At 40.5% G+C, this 15,671-nt stretch carries 15 protein-coding genes; 7 read left to right on the forward strand and 8 right to left on the reverse strand.

What is annotated here, in order from left to right; genetic code table 11:
- Window positions 1-18 precede the first annotated feature (18 nt).
- The 5 genes from N39L_RS30405 to N39L_RS30425 are packed head-to-tail and all read left to right on the forward strand — an operon-like array spanning window position 19 to window position 4,071.
- Window positions 19-789 carry a Uma2 family endonuclease gene (locus N39L_RS30405; protein ID WP_434221513.1) on the forward strand — a complete coding sequence of 257 codons (771 nt, stop codon included), beginning with the start codon at window positions 19-21 and terminating at the stop codon, window positions 787-789.
- A gap of 18 nt (window positions 790-807) precedes the next feature.
- Window positions 808-1,662, forward strand: coding sequence for a Uma2 family endonuclease (locus N39L_RS30410; protein WP_014277276.1), 855 nt, complete (start codon window positions 808-810; stop codon window positions 1,660-1,662).
- An 18-nt stretch (window positions 1,663-1,680) separates the two neighbouring features.
- The gene (locus tag N39L_RS30415) at window positions 1,681-2,514 is read left to right on the forward strand and encodes a Uma2 family endonuclease (RefSeq protein ID WP_434221514.1); all 834 of its coding nucleotides are present in this window, start codon (window positions 1,681-1,683) and stop codon (window positions 2,512-2,514) included.
- A gap of 18 nt (window positions 2,515-2,532) precedes the next feature.
- Complete coding sequence (locus tag N39L_RS30420) at window positions 2,533-3,345, forward strand: Uma2 family endonuclease (RefSeq protein ID WP_014277278.1); 813 nt, start codon at window positions 2,533-2,535, stop codon at window positions 3,343-3,345.
- 18 nt (window positions 3,346-3,363) lie between these two features.
- Window positions 3,364-4,071: a Uma2 family endonuclease gene (locus N39L_RS30425; RefSeq protein WP_014277279.1), complete on the forward strand. Its 708-nt coding sequence runs from the start codon at window positions 3,364-3,366 to the stop codon at window positions 4,069-4,071.
- A gap of 56 nt (window positions 4,072-4,127) precedes the next feature.
- Here N39L_RS30425 and N39L_RS30430 read toward each other — a convergent pair whose 3' ends face one another.
- Window positions 4,128-4,922, reverse strand: a complete 795-nt coding sequence (locus N39L_RS30430) for a DUF1963 domain-containing protein (RefSeq protein WP_006617927.1) — start codon at window positions 4,920-4,922, stop codon at window positions 4,128-4,130.
- A gap of 101 nt (window positions 4,923-5,023) precedes the next feature.
- Window positions 5,024-5,644 carry a Holliday junction branch migration protein RuvA gene (gene ruvA, locus N39L_RS30435; RefSeq protein ID WP_006617926.1) on the reverse strand — a complete coding sequence of 207 codons (621 nt, stop codon included), beginning with the start codon at window positions 5,642-5,644 and terminating at the stop codon, window positions 5,024-5,026.
- 135 nt (window positions 5,645-5,779) lie between these two features.
- On the opposite strand from ruvA, the gene N39L_RS30440 reads away from it, so the two are divergent.
- A complete protein-coding gene (locus N39L_RS30440) occupies window positions 5,780-7,030 on the forward strand; it encodes an MFS transporter (RefSeq protein ID WP_006617925.1) in 1,251 nt (416 codons plus the stop codon).
- On the opposite strand, the gene N39L_RS30445 is transcribed toward N39L_RS30440, so the two are convergent.
- The 4 genes from N39L_RS30445 to N39L_RS30460 form a co-directional block, all read right to left on the reverse strand.
- Complete coding sequence (locus tag N39L_RS30445) at window positions 7,027-7,497, reverse strand: M67 family metallopeptidase (protein WP_006617924.1); 471 nt, start codon at window positions 7,495-7,497, stop codon at window positions 7,027-7,029. The genes N39L_RS30440 and N39L_RS30445 overlap by 4 nt on opposite strands.
- 30 nt (window positions 7,498-7,527) lie before the next feature.
- Window positions 7,528-9,048, reverse strand: a complete 1,521-nt coding sequence (locus N39L_RS30450) for a hypothetical protein (protein ID WP_006617923.1) — start codon at window positions 9,046-9,048, stop codon at window positions 7,528-7,530.
- A gap of 55 nt (window positions 9,049-9,103) precedes the next feature.
- Window positions 9,104-10,018, reverse strand: a complete 915-nt coding sequence (locus tag N39L_RS30455) for a polysaccharide deacetylase family protein (RefSeq protein WP_006617922.1) — start codon at window positions 10,016-10,018, stop codon at window positions 9,104-9,106.
- 73 nt (window positions 10,019-10,091) lie between these two features.
- On the reverse strand, window positions 10,092-11,447 hold the full coding sequence (locus N39L_RS30460; RefSeq protein WP_006617921.1) for an FAD-binding oxidoreductase: 1,356 nt from the start codon (window positions 11,445-11,447) through the stop codon (window positions 10,092-10,094).
- Between the two features lie 161 nt (window positions 11,448-11,608).
- On the opposite strand from N39L_RS30460, the gene dprA reads away from it, so the two are divergent.
- Window positions 11,609-12,742 carry a DNA-processing protein DprA gene (dprA, locus tag N39L_RS30465; protein WP_014277280.1) on the forward strand — a complete coding sequence of 378 codons (1,134 nt, stop codon included), beginning with the start codon at window positions 11,609-11,611 and terminating at the stop codon, window positions 12,740-12,742.
- A 65-nt stretch (window positions 12,743-12,807) separates the two neighbouring features.
- Here dprA and N39L_RS30470 read toward each other — a convergent pair whose 3' ends face one another.
- Together N39L_RS30470 and ispD are read right to left on the reverse strand one after the other, a co-directional pair.
- Window positions 12,808-14,535 (reverse strand): 4Fe-4S cluster-binding domain-containing protein, encoded by a 1,728-nt coding sequence (locus N39L_RS30470; RefSeq protein WP_014277281.1) that lies wholly within the window; start codon window positions 14,533-14,535, stop codon window positions 12,808-12,810.
- Between the two features lie 348 nt (window positions 14,536-14,883).
- The gene (ispD, locus tag N39L_RS30475; protein ID WP_006617918.1) at window positions 14,884-15,570 is read right to left on the reverse strand and encodes a 2-C-methyl-D-erythritol 4-phosphate cytidylyltransferase; all 687 of its coding nucleotides are present in this window, start codon (window positions 15,568-15,570) and stop codon (window positions 14,884-14,886) included.
- Window positions 15,571-15,671 lie beyond the last annotated feature (101 nt).

The following is a 15,671-nucleotide window of genomic DNA, read 5'->3' on the forward strand; positions in this document are numbered from 1 at the left end:
AAAATCGAGGTAAACATTATGACAGTTACGGAACAGTTAGCATCACTGGAAACCTCACCAGAATGGGAGGATATCGAGTTTCCTCCGGGAGATTTAGAAAGTCAGGAGTTGCCATTGGAAAGCTATTTACACCTACAACAAATCTTGTTACTGATTAAATGCCTAGACTGGTTATGGCGAGACCGAACCGATTATTTTGATGCGGGAAACTTGACGATTTACTATAGTCCTCATCAGAAAAAATCATCAGATTTTCGCGGACCAGATTTCTTTGTGGTGTTAGACACGGAAAGGCGATCGCGGAAAAGTTGGGTGGTGTGGGAAGAAGGGGGAAAATATCCTCATATCATTGTGGAATTATTATCAAGTTCCACAGCTAAGACTGACCGCACGGAGAAAAAGAAAATCTATCAAGAGATTTTTCGCACTCCCGAATATTTCTGGTTTGACCCAGAGAGTTTAGAATTTCAAGGATTTGCTTTAATTCAGGGAACCTATCAACCGATAACACCGACTGATAAGGGACATTTATGGAGTGAACAACTGCAACTATTCTTAGGTGTAGAAAATCGTCAACTCCGCTTTTTTAGTCCTGATGGTGTTTTAGTACCTACTCCCGAAGAATCAGCTACTAAATCTCAAAATGAGTTAATCACTACTCAAAATCAATTAGGCAGCATTCAAAATGAGTTAGTAACTACTCAAAATCAATTACAAATTGAACGACAACAAAAAGACCAACTAGCGGCTAAACTGCGAGAGTTAGGAATTGACCCCGAACAGTTGTAAAAAATGGAGGTAAACATTATGACAGTTACGGAACAGTTAGCATCACTGGAAACCTCACCAGAATGGGAGGATATCGAGTTTCCTCCGGGAGATTTAGAAAGTCAGGAGTTGCCATTGGAAAGCTATTTACACCTACAACAAATCTTGTTACTGATTAAATGCCTAGACTGGTTATGGCGAGACCGAAATGATTATTTTGATGCGGGAAACTTGACGATTTACTATAGTCCTCATCAGAAAAAATCATCGGATTTTCGCGGACCAGATTTCTTTGTGGTGTTAGACACGGAAAGGCGATCGCGGAAAAGTTGGGTGGTGTGGGAAGAAGGGGGAAAATATCCTAATATCATTGTCGAGTTATTATCAAGTTCCACAGCTAAGACTGACCGCACGGAGAAAAAGAAAATCTATCAAGATATTTTCCGCACTCCCGAATATTTCTGGTTTGACCCAGAGAGTTTAGAATTTCAAGGATTTGCATTAATTCAGGGAACCTATCAACCGATAACCCCTAATGATATGGGACATTTATGGAGTGAACAACTGCAACTATTTTTAGGTGTAGAAAATCGTCAACTCCGCTTTTTTAGTCCTGATGGTGTTTTAGTGCCTACTCCTGAAGAATCAGCTACTAAATCTCAAAATGAGTTAATCACTACTCAAAATCAATTAGGTAGCATCCAAAATGAGTTAGTAACCACTCAAAATCAATTAGGTAGCGTCCAAAATGAGTTAGTAACTACTCAAAATCAATTAGGAAGTGTTGAAAATGAGTTAGTAACTACTCAAAATCAATTAGAAATCGAACGACAACAGAAAGACCAACTAGCGGCTAAATTGCGAGAGTTGGGAATTGACCCCGAACAGTTGTAAAAAATCGAGGTAAACATTATGACAGTTACGGAACAGTTAGCATCACTGGAAACCTCACCAGAATGGGAGGATATCGAGTTTCCTCCGGGAGATTTAGAAAGTCAGGAGTTGCCATTGGAAAGCTATTTACACCTACAACAAATCTTGTTACTGATTAAATGCCTAGACTGGTTATGGCGAGACCGAAATGATTATTTTGATGCGGGAAACTTGACGATTTACTATAGTCCTCATCAGAAAAAATCATCGGATTTTCGCGGACCAGATTTCTTTGTGGTGTTAGACACGGAAAGGCGATCGCGGAAAAGTTGGGTGGTGTGGGAAGAAGGGGGAAAATATCCTAATATCATTGTCGAGTTATTATCAAGTTCCACAGCTAAGACTGACCGCACGGAGAAAAAGAAAATCTATCAAGAGATTTTTCGCACTCCCGAATATTTCTGGTTTGACCCAGAGAGTTTAGAGTTTCAAGGATTTGCATTAATTCAGGGAACCTATCAACCGATAACCCCTAATGATATGGGACATTTATGGAGTGAACAACTGCAACTATTCTTAGGGATAGAAAATCGTCAACTCCGCTTTTTTAGTCCTGATGGTGTTTTAGTACCCACTCCGGAAGAATCAGCCACTGAAGCTCAACAACAGTTAGGTAGCGTCCAAAATGAGTTAGTAAACACTCAAAATCAATTAGGTAGCGTCCAAAATGAGTTAGTAACTACTCAAAATCAATTAGGAAGTGTTGAAAATGAGTTAGTAACTACTCAAAATCAATTAGAAATCGAACGACAACAGAAAGACCAACTAGCGGCTAAATTGCGAGAGTTGGGAATTGACCCCGAACAGTTGTAAAAAATCGAGGTAAACATTATGACAGTTACGGAACAGTTAGCATCACTGGAAACCTCACCAGAATGGGAGGATATCGAGTTTCCTCCGGGAGATTTAGAAAGTCAGGAGTTGCCATTGGAAAGCTATTTACACCTACAACAAATCTTGTTACTGATTAAATGCCTAGACTGGTTATGGCGAGACCGAACCGATTATTTTGATGCGGGAAACTTGACGATTTACTATAGTCCTCATCAGAAAAAATCATCAGATTTTCGCGGACCAGATTTCTTTGTGGTGTTAGACACGGAAAGGCGATCGCGGAAAAGTTGGGTGGTGTGGGAAGAAGGGGGAAAATATCCTAATATCATTGTCGAGTTATTATCAAGTTCCACAGCTAAGACTGACCGCACGGAGAAAAAGAAAATCTATCAAGAGATTTTTCGCACTCCCGAATATTTCTGGTTTGACCCAGAGAGTTTAGAATTTCAAGGATTTGCATTAATTCAGGGAACCTATCAACCGATAACCCCTAATGATATGGGACATTTATGGAGTGAACAACTGCAACTATTTTTAGGTGTAGAAAATCGTCAACTCCGCTTTTTTAGTCCTGATGGTGTTTTAGTGCCTACTCCTGAAGAATCAGCTACTAAATCTCAAAATGAGTTAATCACTACTCAAAATCAATTAGGTAGCATCCAAAATGAGTTAGTAACCACTCAAAATCAATTAGGTAGCGTCCAAAATGAGTTAATCACTACTCAAAATCAATTAGACATTGAACGACAACAGAAAGACCAACTAGCGGCTAAACTACGAGAGTTAGGAATTGACCCCGAACAGTTGTAAAAAATCGAGGTAAACATTATGACAGTTACGGAACAGTTAGCATCACTGGAAACCTCACCAGAATGGGAGGATATCGAGTTTCCTCCGGGAGATTTAGAAAGTCAGGAGTTGCCATTGGAAAGTTATTTACATCTACAACAAATCTTGTTACTGATTAAATGCCTAGACTGGTTATGGCGAGACCGAACCGATTATTTTGATGCGGGAAACTTGACGATTTACTATAGTCCTCATCAGAAAAAATCATCAGATTTTCGCGGACCAGATTTCTTTGTGGTGTTAGACACGGAAAGGCGATCGCGGAAAAGTTGGGTGGTGTGGGAAGAAGGGGGAAAATATCCTCATATCATTGTGGAATTATTATCAAGTTCCACAGCTAAGACTGACCGCACGGAGAAAAAGAAAATCTATCAAGATATTTTCCGCACTCCCGAATATTTCTGGTTTGACCCAGAGAGTTTAGAATTTCAAGGATTTGCATTAATTCAGGGAACCTATCAACCGATAACCCCTAATGATATGGGACATTTATGGAGTGAACAACTGCAACTATTCTTAGGGATAGAAAATCGTCAACTCCGCTTTTTTAGTCCTGATGGTGTTTTAGTGCCTACTCCTGAAGAATCAGCTACTGAAGCTCAAAAGCAGTTAGAATTTGAACGACAACAGAAAGACAAACTAGCTGCTAAATTGCGAGAGTTGGGGATTGACCCTGAACAGTTGTAAATAATGCGGGTTAAATAATTGACAGACATTAGAAACACTTAAATATATGACGGCTGTCAAACCCTCATAAAATAGGATTTAACCCCACTAAAATCGGCTTTAATAAGCTGTTGTTCGTCAATATAGAAATAAAAATAATCAGAACAATCAAAAGGATGATTAAATTCTAATAATAATTGTCCTTTAGCCTTATCTAAAACTTCTGGTACATAGGAATGACACTCTGGAAATCCTGCCATTTTAGCGGTAATACCAAAGTCATTTTCTGACTGATAATCTAACAACCATTCGTCAAATTCATCGGCAATATCTATCAAGTTATCGGGAATACTATTGTAGCAATAATCCCCAAAGACATCCTCTGCTACAGAAAAATCGATTGTATAAATATGGTGATACCATTCATCCCTATAACGCTTATCTTGGGTGAAGCTAAAATCTGTGACCAGGGTGCTTTCATCTTGAGAAATTTCTGGGAAATAGATAATCCTGTGTGGTTCTGGACCTAGTACACACATGGGTACATCGAGGCTAGAATAGAACTGTAAAAGACCCTGAGATGGTAATTGAAAGCCGGGAATAGAAGGAACATCTGCACAGTTAATCTGAAGTAAAAACATCATCATTTCCCCAGTTTGACGATCGCAAGGATACTCCATTCCCTTGGGTAAATAGGGCAACCCTCCGACCTTAGTTTCCCACAACTTCAGGGGATCATTACTGAGGTCTTTTGCTAAAAAACCCTGTTTATTAAAAGCCAGATTAATATAGGGTTGCACATGACTAACCAGGAAAGAACGCAGAGATTCAAATTCTGGCGGTAGGTCTTCTAACAAGCGAGGTGTTACCATAAAGAAAACTGCGACGGCGCACAGTGTTAAAGAACTTGATACTGTTTTAGCATAGTTTGGTTAAAGTTGCACTGTTGATTTGTGCAAGGGTGGCTTTCTGACTATAAAATGGAGATGGCATATTTAATCCAATCTTCTGCACTATTATTTTCGGCTAAATTAGGATGAGAGGTAATGGCTGTTAATGCTTGCATAACCTCGGAACTTGTATAACCCAAAGCCAACAGAGACATTTCTACTTCCTCTTGGATTTCTGCACTTAAATTAGATGTAGAAACTGTAGGAAGTCCGGCTTGTTTTCGCCACTCTGATAACTTGGTTTTTAACTCTAGGGTAATCCGTTCGGCTGTCTTTTTGCCTACTCCCGGAGTTTTAGTTAAAATCCCGGTATTCCCGCCGACAATTGCCTGGACTAAATCCGGTAATTCTAGGGTATCTAAAAGGGCGATCGCCAATTGCATACCAATACCACTAACACTGACCAATTGACGAAATAGATCTCGTTCCGCCATACTGCTAAACCCATACAAAACCATCAGATCATCCCGGACTTGTAGATGAGTAAATACCTGTAAATTTTCGCCAGTTTTAGCATCTAAATTCTGCATCCTGGGTAAAATTTGCAACTCATAACCAACCCCATTAACATCAAGATATAAAATAACTCTATTTCCCGTCTTTTTATAAATACCAGCTACAGTGCCATTTAAATAACCAATCATAGTCTATTTTACCTCAAATTCTCAAAAATTAACCCCTGCTAACTTATCAACCCACTCTGGTTAAGATCACTATTCACGGTTTGACTGTAATTTGCTACGATCGCCAACATACAAAATAGCATTAAGGCAATAGTTTTGAGTAAAAATCGGTTTTGGTCTTGGCTACCTCAACTATCACGCCAAGTGTGGATTTTAGCAGTTGGTCGGCTACTGTCCCAAACGGGAACAGGATTTACCCTATTTTACGCGCCAATTTTCTTTGTTAATCAGGTAGGTTTATCCTCAACCGCCGTAGGAATAGCCCTAGGAAGCGCCCAAATTTCGGGGGTAATTGGGAGAGTCTTCGGGGGGTCTTGTTGTGACTCTCCTCGCTTCGGTCGGCGCTGGACATTATTGGTATCGGCGATAATTTCTGCCCTCTCATCTTTTGTCCTAGCATTTACCAGCAATTTTATGATGTTAATTCTCGGCAATTTATTGTTAGGATTAGGCATCGGACTTTACTGGCCAGCCACAGAAACTATAGTGGCTGATTTAACGACGGGAAAGACACGCAACGAAGCCTATGCTATCACTCGTTTAGGGGATAATATAGGCCTACAGGTGGGGATTATCATGGGTGGGGTAGTGATTGCGACAACGGGAGCTTATCGACTGTTATTTGTGCTAGATGGATTGTCTTTTCTCATCTTTTTTGTAGTGATTTATCTAGCCATAGCCGAAACCTACCAAGCCCCTATTATATCAACAGATACCGAATCCGGTCAATCTTCTAATAGTTGGATGGTGGCTTTAAGCGATCGCACTTTATTAATTTATGTAGCAGTCAATATTTTATTTACCTTCTATATGTCACAAATTCATAGCACCATTCCCCTATATCTTAACAACTTTGTGAAAGCCGAACTTTCCAGCATCACTATTAGCGCCCTGTTTGCTGGACACACAGCGATCGCCATCTTACTTTTATTACCCATGTCCCACATTCTTAATCCTCTCAGTCGTCCCCACGCCCTAATTGTATCGGCTATATTATGGGGAATAGGTTTTTTAATTACCGGGTTAATGGGAATCGTTGAAACCGGCACTTTAACCCTAGCTATTCTAGGATTAGGAATTTTAGCGATCGCCACAGTTACTTATAGCCCCGCCGCCTCTTCCTTAGCCGCTAATCTCGCCCCTGACCCCCTGCGAGGAATTTATTTAGCCATTAATTCTCAATGTTGGGCGATCGGTTATTTAATCGGCCCCCCTCTAGGGGGATTAGCCCTTGATCAAACCCCGGAAATTATTAGCCAATTTTGGTTAGGATTAGCCCTAAGTGTCTTGATAGCGATCGCCATTTTACAGCATCTACATAAAACCATGAACCATCTCAACAACTAATCCCTATATATCAATTCTTCAGCCTCAAACTCATGGTTAGCATCTAAACACCAGTTGAGAAAGTCAGTAGAATTACCCCCGATCACAGAAACAATAATATAGGAGTATTCCGACCAAGCACAAACCCGATCAAATTCGGAGGGAATCGCAGGATGATCGGGGTGCGAATGATATATACCAATAATTGAAAGATGGCGATCGCGTCCCTCTTTTTGCGCTTTCATTAACGCTTCTGGGGCGATCGTAAAACGTTCTTGGCGAGTGGCTATATTGGGGCTATTGTCTAACCCTTGGAATACCTCAGCAGTGGCTGGACTCCAAACATTTTGCATCGGCCAAACTTCCATAATCATTTTGCGATCGCCTAAGTCTTGCCGCCCCATCAGCAAACCACAACACTCCTGGGGATAACTTTTTTCGGCATAATTCCGAATTTGAGCAACTTGTTCAGAGGTTATAATTAACATAATTTTTGCATCAATTCACCATCTACTTTCCTAGGGTAGCCATCGCGGGTTAAATCCCAAAAACGGCAATTCTTCCGGTTTCCATTGAGAAACATTAGCATCTGGTGAACTATCCGTTACTAAAGGCAATAACCACAGGCGACTCGTGGTAATAGTATCCCCCCCATCAGTACGAGGTCGGTTTTCTATCTCTTCATCCATAATTCTAGTTACAGTTTGATCAAACAGTAAAGCCAGACCATCGGGAGATAAACTCAGATTAATTTGTTGCTGATTCGGTAAAATTACCAGAGGGAAAATCTCCTCAGTTTTTAAGTCGATCGCCACAATATAAGGCTGTTCTGTGTATTCCTCATTATCCTCCATTAGCTCCGTAATGAGAGCATAAATAATCGTCTGGCTAGGGTCAAACTCAATACTCAGAATATTGCCAAACTCAGCAGTTCTATATAATTCCCGTTCATTACCTACCGTATCCACCACAAACAGCGATCTGGTTCCATCGGAATTAAACTTGAGTAACCCCGCCGCCGAACCATCCGCAGCAAACCCCAAAACCTGACCAAACTTAGGTAAATATTCCAGCACCTCAGCATTGGGTTCTAAGGGTAAAATACTCGTCAGATCTGGACCTTGGGAAATCAGCAAAGATTTGCTATCAGGTGCAATCATAAAATTTCCCCCCTGAGTTTGTAAAGGTCTCGGAGAACGTCCCTCCCGAATCACCCAAGGACTAGCATCAACCGGATTTTTTTTGTTGACCCGCTGCACAACAATCACCTTACCATCACCAGACAAATCAAATCGGAGGTTACTGTAATATTTGTTATCCAAAATTGTTTCTAACTGACCACGATGTTGAGGCGCTGAAGAACCTTGACCGATAGATTCAGGGTTAATACCAGTCATCACAGTATACAATTGTGGGTCAAACTGTCCACTACTACGATCGCCTCTTTCTATGGCTAAAAACAAAATGCGATCGCCCCTCGGATAAGGTTCAAACTGTATCACCGTTAAATTTTCAGGAGTTAAAGCCACAGGTGTAGGGTCCTGAGACAAATTCACCAGCATCAGTCTCCCTTCCTGGTCTCCTTCCACCCCAATATATACAAAAGCGCGATCGCGACTACGAAAATAGCCCGTAAACGGTTCAATTAACTGACCTTCCTGATTCTCATATAATTGATCTGTTACCCCTTGTAACTGCACACTGAAAGGCGTACCATAGGGAACCGGATCAAGCAAAGTATAAGCCATGCGTTTTCCCGCCCAACTGATTTTTCCCGGTAAAGGCGGGTCAATGCGGAGATTTCTCTCTACCCCCTCCCGGTCCATCGGACGGTTAAATGTCAACAGAAACGCCCTATCTTCCGCCCCTACCTGTCTATTTGCCCAACTGAACTCTCGCACACGAGGAATAGTGCGATCGCCACTCAAAACCACCCCCAAAATTAACACACCCAAAACTAACATCAAAGTTATCGCCGCTCGATCCAACGGTTGACTTTTTTCCGCCAAATTCCTCAATTTAGATGGAAAGCTGGTCATAGTCCCTCTATATTATGCTTATGATCCTGTCCTAAATTAGCACAACTCTCAAAATTCAGTCATCACTGATAGACAATTTCACAGGTTTAGCCGTTTCTGCCATCTTAATTAATTCATGAATTTGGGTGTCTTTATTCACCTGAATACGAGAAACTCGGAACGGATTTCTTAACTGAGTTGGTTGAGAAACTCGATGATCATAAAGATACCCAGTTAAATGATAGCCTCTCAGATATCTTTCTAATTGAGCAGATAACGCACCAAAAGGATAAGCAATATGAGCAGCCACTAATTGATTACGATCTAAATCTTGCGTACATTCCCGCAATTTAGATTTACCCTTTTCTAACTCAATCTGTAAATTATTAGCATCTAGTTTAGTCAGATTTTGATGAGAATAGCCGTGAGACTGAATATCATAATATCCCCTTTCAAAACCATCTCGTAAATCCTCACAACTCATGTGGGGAATATAGGGAGGAATATTAACCCCCATATAAGCCGGATTCAAAAATAAAACCACCTTCACTTTTTCCCGGTAAATATATTCCAAGTCTTTTAATATTGGCAGTACATGATCATGAATACCAGTATAACCATCATCAAAGCTAATCATCACTGGTTTGCGGTTTTCATACTCAGCCGGTATAGGTTGAGACTTTTGGATAAAATGAACAAACAAATCCTGGCTAGACAGAAACCAATAATCATTAACTACTAGGTAATTCAAAAAACTATAAAGCTGGAGTTTTTCGTAATCTGTACTAACTAGGGGACGCTGGGATTGAACTAACTCTTCTCTGGTGTCAACAATATCATGAAATCCAAAGATAGGAACTCTCACCCATGGAGATTTACTAGCACCGGAAACACTTAGACTTAGTACACTTAACAGTAATAGCCAGATACTGCGTATAGATAGCCTTTTCGCAATTATTAATATCTCCACCAACCTGTTAATATTAGTCATTAAATTGACACCTTATTTAATGGTTTTCTGTCTCCATATTTCTCTCCCCAACCCTCTCCCAGAGAGAGTTAGATTATCCATTATCCACCCATCCTCTCATTTTACCAGGATTGAGTAAACCTAGAGGATCATATTTTTGTTTAAAGTTTAATTGTTGTAGATCAACCTTCTTCATTCCCCCATCTTCCAAAATGTAGGTATGGGGATTAAAAATAATTGCCCCTCGGTCTTCATGATATTGGATAATTTCGTTTAACCTAGCTTCATTCGTAAATCGGACAATTTGTAACCCGGCTGGGTGTAAATTTCCCCCAGTACGCAGAAACTCCAAATGCTGAATCACCTCATCCCCAAAATAATCATAACATTCCTGAATCAATTTTAATTCTGGGTCGGCTGGAAATAGGGTTTGCAAATAGGTTAAAGATGGGTCTATACTGCGAGCGTGTAAAGTCGTATGATTCCAGGTAAACTCGATGATAGTTGTACCCTTTACCGTCTCCTGGGTGGATTTTTGATAGCAGATTTTACCCTGAAAATTTTTAATCAATTCTTGTAAAGGTTCCAGGCTAGTTTCAGCCACCATTAACAGTGCCGCCTGTTCACCAGATGGGATAATATCACGAAAAGGAATAAAATAGGATGGAATTGGGGCGGCGCAAATGGAAACTAATTTTTTGATAATGCCATCAGACTGACTTAAAGCCTGACCGAATTTAGCAGCATTCATAAACTCCTTAAAGGTGACAATTAACTCCGTCCAAGGATATACGGGTGCTAGGGGTATTTCTAATTGGGTAATAATCCCATTAGTACCATAAGCGTGATTAATATTCTGCACGGCATCTCCCCTCAGTTCAATTATCCGAGGTTCTGCTTCTAAAGTGACAACACGGACGGCGTGAAGGTTGCCATTATCCCGTAATTGTCCATAAGTAATTGAACCAATACCACCACTACCACCACCAATAAAACCCCCAATAGTGGCTGTCCGATAGGTAGAGGGAAACATCCGCATTTCCCAACCAATTTCGCGAGTTTTTTTATCTAATGCTGCTAGTTTAACCCCTGGTTCTACACAGGCTAAACCTGGCTTCATCCAGACTATATTATTCATTTTAGACATATCTAAAATTACCCCACCTTTCAGGGGTACACACTGCCCATAATTCCCGGTTCCCGCCCCCCTAACCGTTAGGGGTATTTCAGAGTCAACGCAGAGTTTAGCTACTTTTAAAACTTCCGATTCCGAACGGGGCAGCACTACAATATCACCCGTTTTATCTTGTAAAAGCGGTTGTAAAATGGGGCTAAAGTGGTAGTAGTCTTGGGATAGTTTGGCTACCTGAGTGCGATCGCTTATCGTTTCAATCTCTCCTAACAGGGCACAAAACTCATCCCAGTTTTGCTTGTCACTTGCTCGAGTCATTTCCCTTTACCTAGAATTTAAATTCACCGCACATCCCCATTAGCAAATTACCAGATGTCTCTACCAAAAACCCAGTTTTTATTGATTGCTGATTTGTGGATATTGTGCTATGCTATATTTTAGCATATACTGGTTAAATACAATTTTTATCAAAGTCCCAAATGTCTGAGGAACGGGTTTACTGGCTGGCATGGTCACAAATTCATGGTATCGGCCCCATCACCCTTCAAAGATTACAGGAAAGGTTCGGAAGTCTGGCCACCGCTTGGCAGGCATCCCCCATAGAATTAGGTTCTGTAGAAGGGTTCGGAAGACAGAGTTTAGAAAAAGTAATCACTGAGCGATCGCAAATTAACCCCCAGCAACTATTCCAAAATCATCTGATTAAAAATCCTAACTTTTGGACTCCCGCCGACCCAGATTATCCTCGGCTTTTATCAGAAATACCCTCCCCACCACCAGTGCTTTATTACCGAGGAATAATCAACCCCCAAGAAAATCAAGGTCATTTCCCCACCATTGGCATTGTAGGAACCCGCAACCCCACAGAATACGGACGACACTGGACCCGCAAAATTAGCAGCACCCTAGCACATCATGGCTTTATTATTGTATCAGGAATGGCAGCAGGTATCGACACAGAGGCTCATCGCAGTTGTTTAGAAGCAGGAGGACGTACCCTAGCCGTTTTAGGCACTGGAGTTGATATTGCTTATCCCAAACAAAATCGCCCCCTTTGTGAACAGGTATTAAAACAGGGATTATTAATTAGTGAATTTCCCAGTGGCACCAGACCCAACGCTACTAATTTTCCCCGACGTAACCGCATTATTGCTGGGTTGAGTCGGGTAGTATTTGTCATGGAAGCACCCCAACGTTCAGGAGCCTTAATTACTGCCCGTATTGCCAATGAATTTGTCCGAGATGTTTATGTTTTACCAGCTCGTTTAGATGATGAGAAATCCCACGGTTGTCTAAAGTTAATTGATGGTGGTGCTGGCGTGATTCCCGTGGACATAGAACAACTCCTAGAACAACTTGGCGCTATCCCTCAATTAGACACGCCTACCCAGCTTCCCCTATGGCAACCACAAACAAAACCCCTACCAGAATCTCCTAATTTAGACCCAGATTTAGCTAAAATCTTAAATGCGATCGCCTCCCAACCCACACCATTTGATCTCATTGTCGAACAGTGTGGAATCGATGCCGGAACTGTCTCTAGCCAATTATTACAATTAGAATTATTAGAGTTGGTTACTCAGCTTCCCGGAATGCGATATCAGAGACTATAATCAATCCCCACTTTCCTCATGAATAAACTGATAAAATACCATCATATTTTACCATTATCACCATCCTAAGTCAACATCAAAGGGGTAAAATTAACCAGATATTTTTTAGTTTCGTAATTGTTGAATGACCAACTTTCCGGGGTGATTTCTAAGGACAAAATTTCCTGAATACTTAACTCATTGGTCGGCAGAACCCCCGCAAAACCAAACTGTGTATTTTCCTTAATATTAAAGTGTTTTATAACGTCTTGTCTGGGATGTGAAACTTCTATATATCCCAGAAACTTAGAGTTAGCACAAACCTTGAGTTTTTTAATCTGTGAAAAGTCTAAATTTGCCGCCCATCCTTTCAACAATAAATGTTGTTTATCTATCATCTTTATTTCATCTAACCCAAGTCTAAACTTCTGTTGATTTTCGGGTAATCCCAACTTCTCAGTAGCCTTACCTACATAGCCATTGGAGGATTTTAAAGTAGTAAAATTAACCAGATATTTGTGAGTTTCATAATTTGTGAATGACCAACTTTCTGGGGTGATTTCTAAGGACAAAATTTCCTGACCACTTAACTCATTGGTCGGCAGAACCCCCGCAAAACCAAACTGTGTATTTTCCTTAATATTAAAGTGTTTCATAACGTCTCTTCTGAGATGTGAAACTTCTATATATCCCAGAAACTTAGAGTTAGCACAAACCTTGAGTTTTTTAATCTGTGAAAAGTCTAAATTTGCCGCCCATCCTTTCAACAATAAATGTTGTTTATCTATCATTTTTATTTCATCTAAATATAGTCTAAACTTCTGTTTATTTTCTGCTAATCCTAACTTCTCAGTAGCCTTGCCTACATAGACATGAGAGTATTTGCTGGGAGCAGAATTAATTAACGCACAGGTCAAATTAATTACGGCTGAGGGGGCTATTTTTAAAATTTTGCTGAAGTTTTCGTTGGTATAGCGTTTAGATTTACCTTCGGAGTGGGTTAAAATAAATAATAATCTATCTACACCAATATTCTGAGCAATCTCGTTAGCTTTTGCTATCTCTTCGTCCGAATCGTTATGGTCAAACAAGATATATTTCCAAGTAACATGGGGATGATTATTTGCATTCTTATTAGCCACAGCATCTTTCATAAAACGGATGCACTTTTCAAAATTACCTCCCCTTCGATAGATTTCATATTTTTCCTGGGACGCTCCATCACAAGAAACAATAATTCGATGGAGGGTTTCTTCTCCAACAGATAGATTAAAGTTGTTATTGCCGTTGGTAGTTAACGTCTGCTGGGTATTGGGCAAAAACTCAGATACAATTTTCACAAATTGAGAAAACTCAGGGTGGTTCAGAGGTTCTCCCTGTCCGCAATATTCAACCCAATCTATATTATAGTTATCTTCTGCACAAGATACAATCAAAGTTTGGAACTGCTTCTTGTCTAAAAAAAGTTGACCTCGCCGTTGCCTAACCTGTTTAATTCGACTACAACCCCAACAACTTAAAGAACAAGAAAGAGATGTTTCAACTTGAATTTTGTTTAAATGAAATTTGCGTATACGATTTTCAAAACTTTGCTCGGGGCGAAAAAAAGCACAGTTTTGACAGATACCATCATGGGGTACTAATTTCAATAAAAGTCTGGTTTCAATGTTATTCAATTTTGGCGATTTGACTATCTGCTCTATGGTCGGAGAATCATTTAAATTCGCAAGTATAACTTGTTCACCATAGTCATCATCGCAGGGGATGTCTCCATTAGATTTGATGTAAAGCGTACTCAGGATTTCACAGTACATAATTCAATACTCCCTAGGAGGGTTTAAAAAAATCGAGGCTCTCTGAATAAAACCCATTTTTAATTGAAGCTATTTAAGTTTTTAATGTTGCTTTTAACCCATTCCGTACCCTATGGGTATATCTCAGAGATACTAATCCAGCAACTGATTACACTACTGCTACAACTAATACTCGCTACTTCAGATAATCTTCTTTTAATTCTATACCATGTTAAGGGTGGTTTTGTCAAGTCTACCAAGGGGTGCTGTTAGGTTGGCAAACCCATGAAAAAGAGCCACCCATCCATCCCTGGAAGAGAGAGGAAACAACAGTTAACTTAATAATTATAAATTCATGTCACCTTAACATTATTTAGCCAGCCTTTCCCGGAGAATAAACTCAGCAATCTGTAAATCTACAGGAGTAGTAACTTTCAGATTAGTTTCCTCCCCTTCCACCACCTGAACCGGAAGACCACAACGTTCAAACAGCGCCGCATCATCAGTCACATCCCAACCCAGATGACGGCCTTTTTCGTGACATTCTCTCAGTAGTGGAACTTCAAAACCTTGGGGAGTTTGAGCCGCCCATAATTGACGGCGATCGGGAGTATCCTGGATAAAATTATTACCATCCACTATTTTGATGGTATCCTTGACTGGAATAGCGGCAATTAAACCAGATACCGACTCCAGTGCCTTCGTACAGCGATCGAATAAATCCGGGGTCGCTAAACATCTCGCCCCGTCGTGGATTAAAACCCGGTCGGCTTCACGGGGAAGAGCTTGTAAGCCGTTATAAACCGACTCCTGACGGGTTTCTCCCCCAATAATGAACTTTATGGGTATATTCAGGCAAACCTCGTCTGCGATCGCCTTAAAATCCGGGAAATCAGCCCTTTGTCCGATAATACCAATCCAAATAATCGATTTAGATGCCCCGGCACTAGCTAGAGTCCAACCGAGTAGGGATCTGTCCCATAATTTCAGTAGCAATTTGTTACAGCTTGCGCCCATACGCCGTCCACTTCCGGCAGCGGGAATTAATAAATACATGATTAGCTAAGTATTTTGTTTTTGGTCATAGTATTATAGAACTTCACTGAGAATAGGCAAACCATTCCATGCTCCTGTCGATCGCTCTTTAAATATTATTA

This window comes from Limnospira platensis NIES-39 (assembly GCF_026000695.1).
GTDB lineage: Bacteria > Cyanobacteriota > Cyanobacteriia > Cyanobacteriales > Microcoleaceae > Limnospira > Limnospira platensis.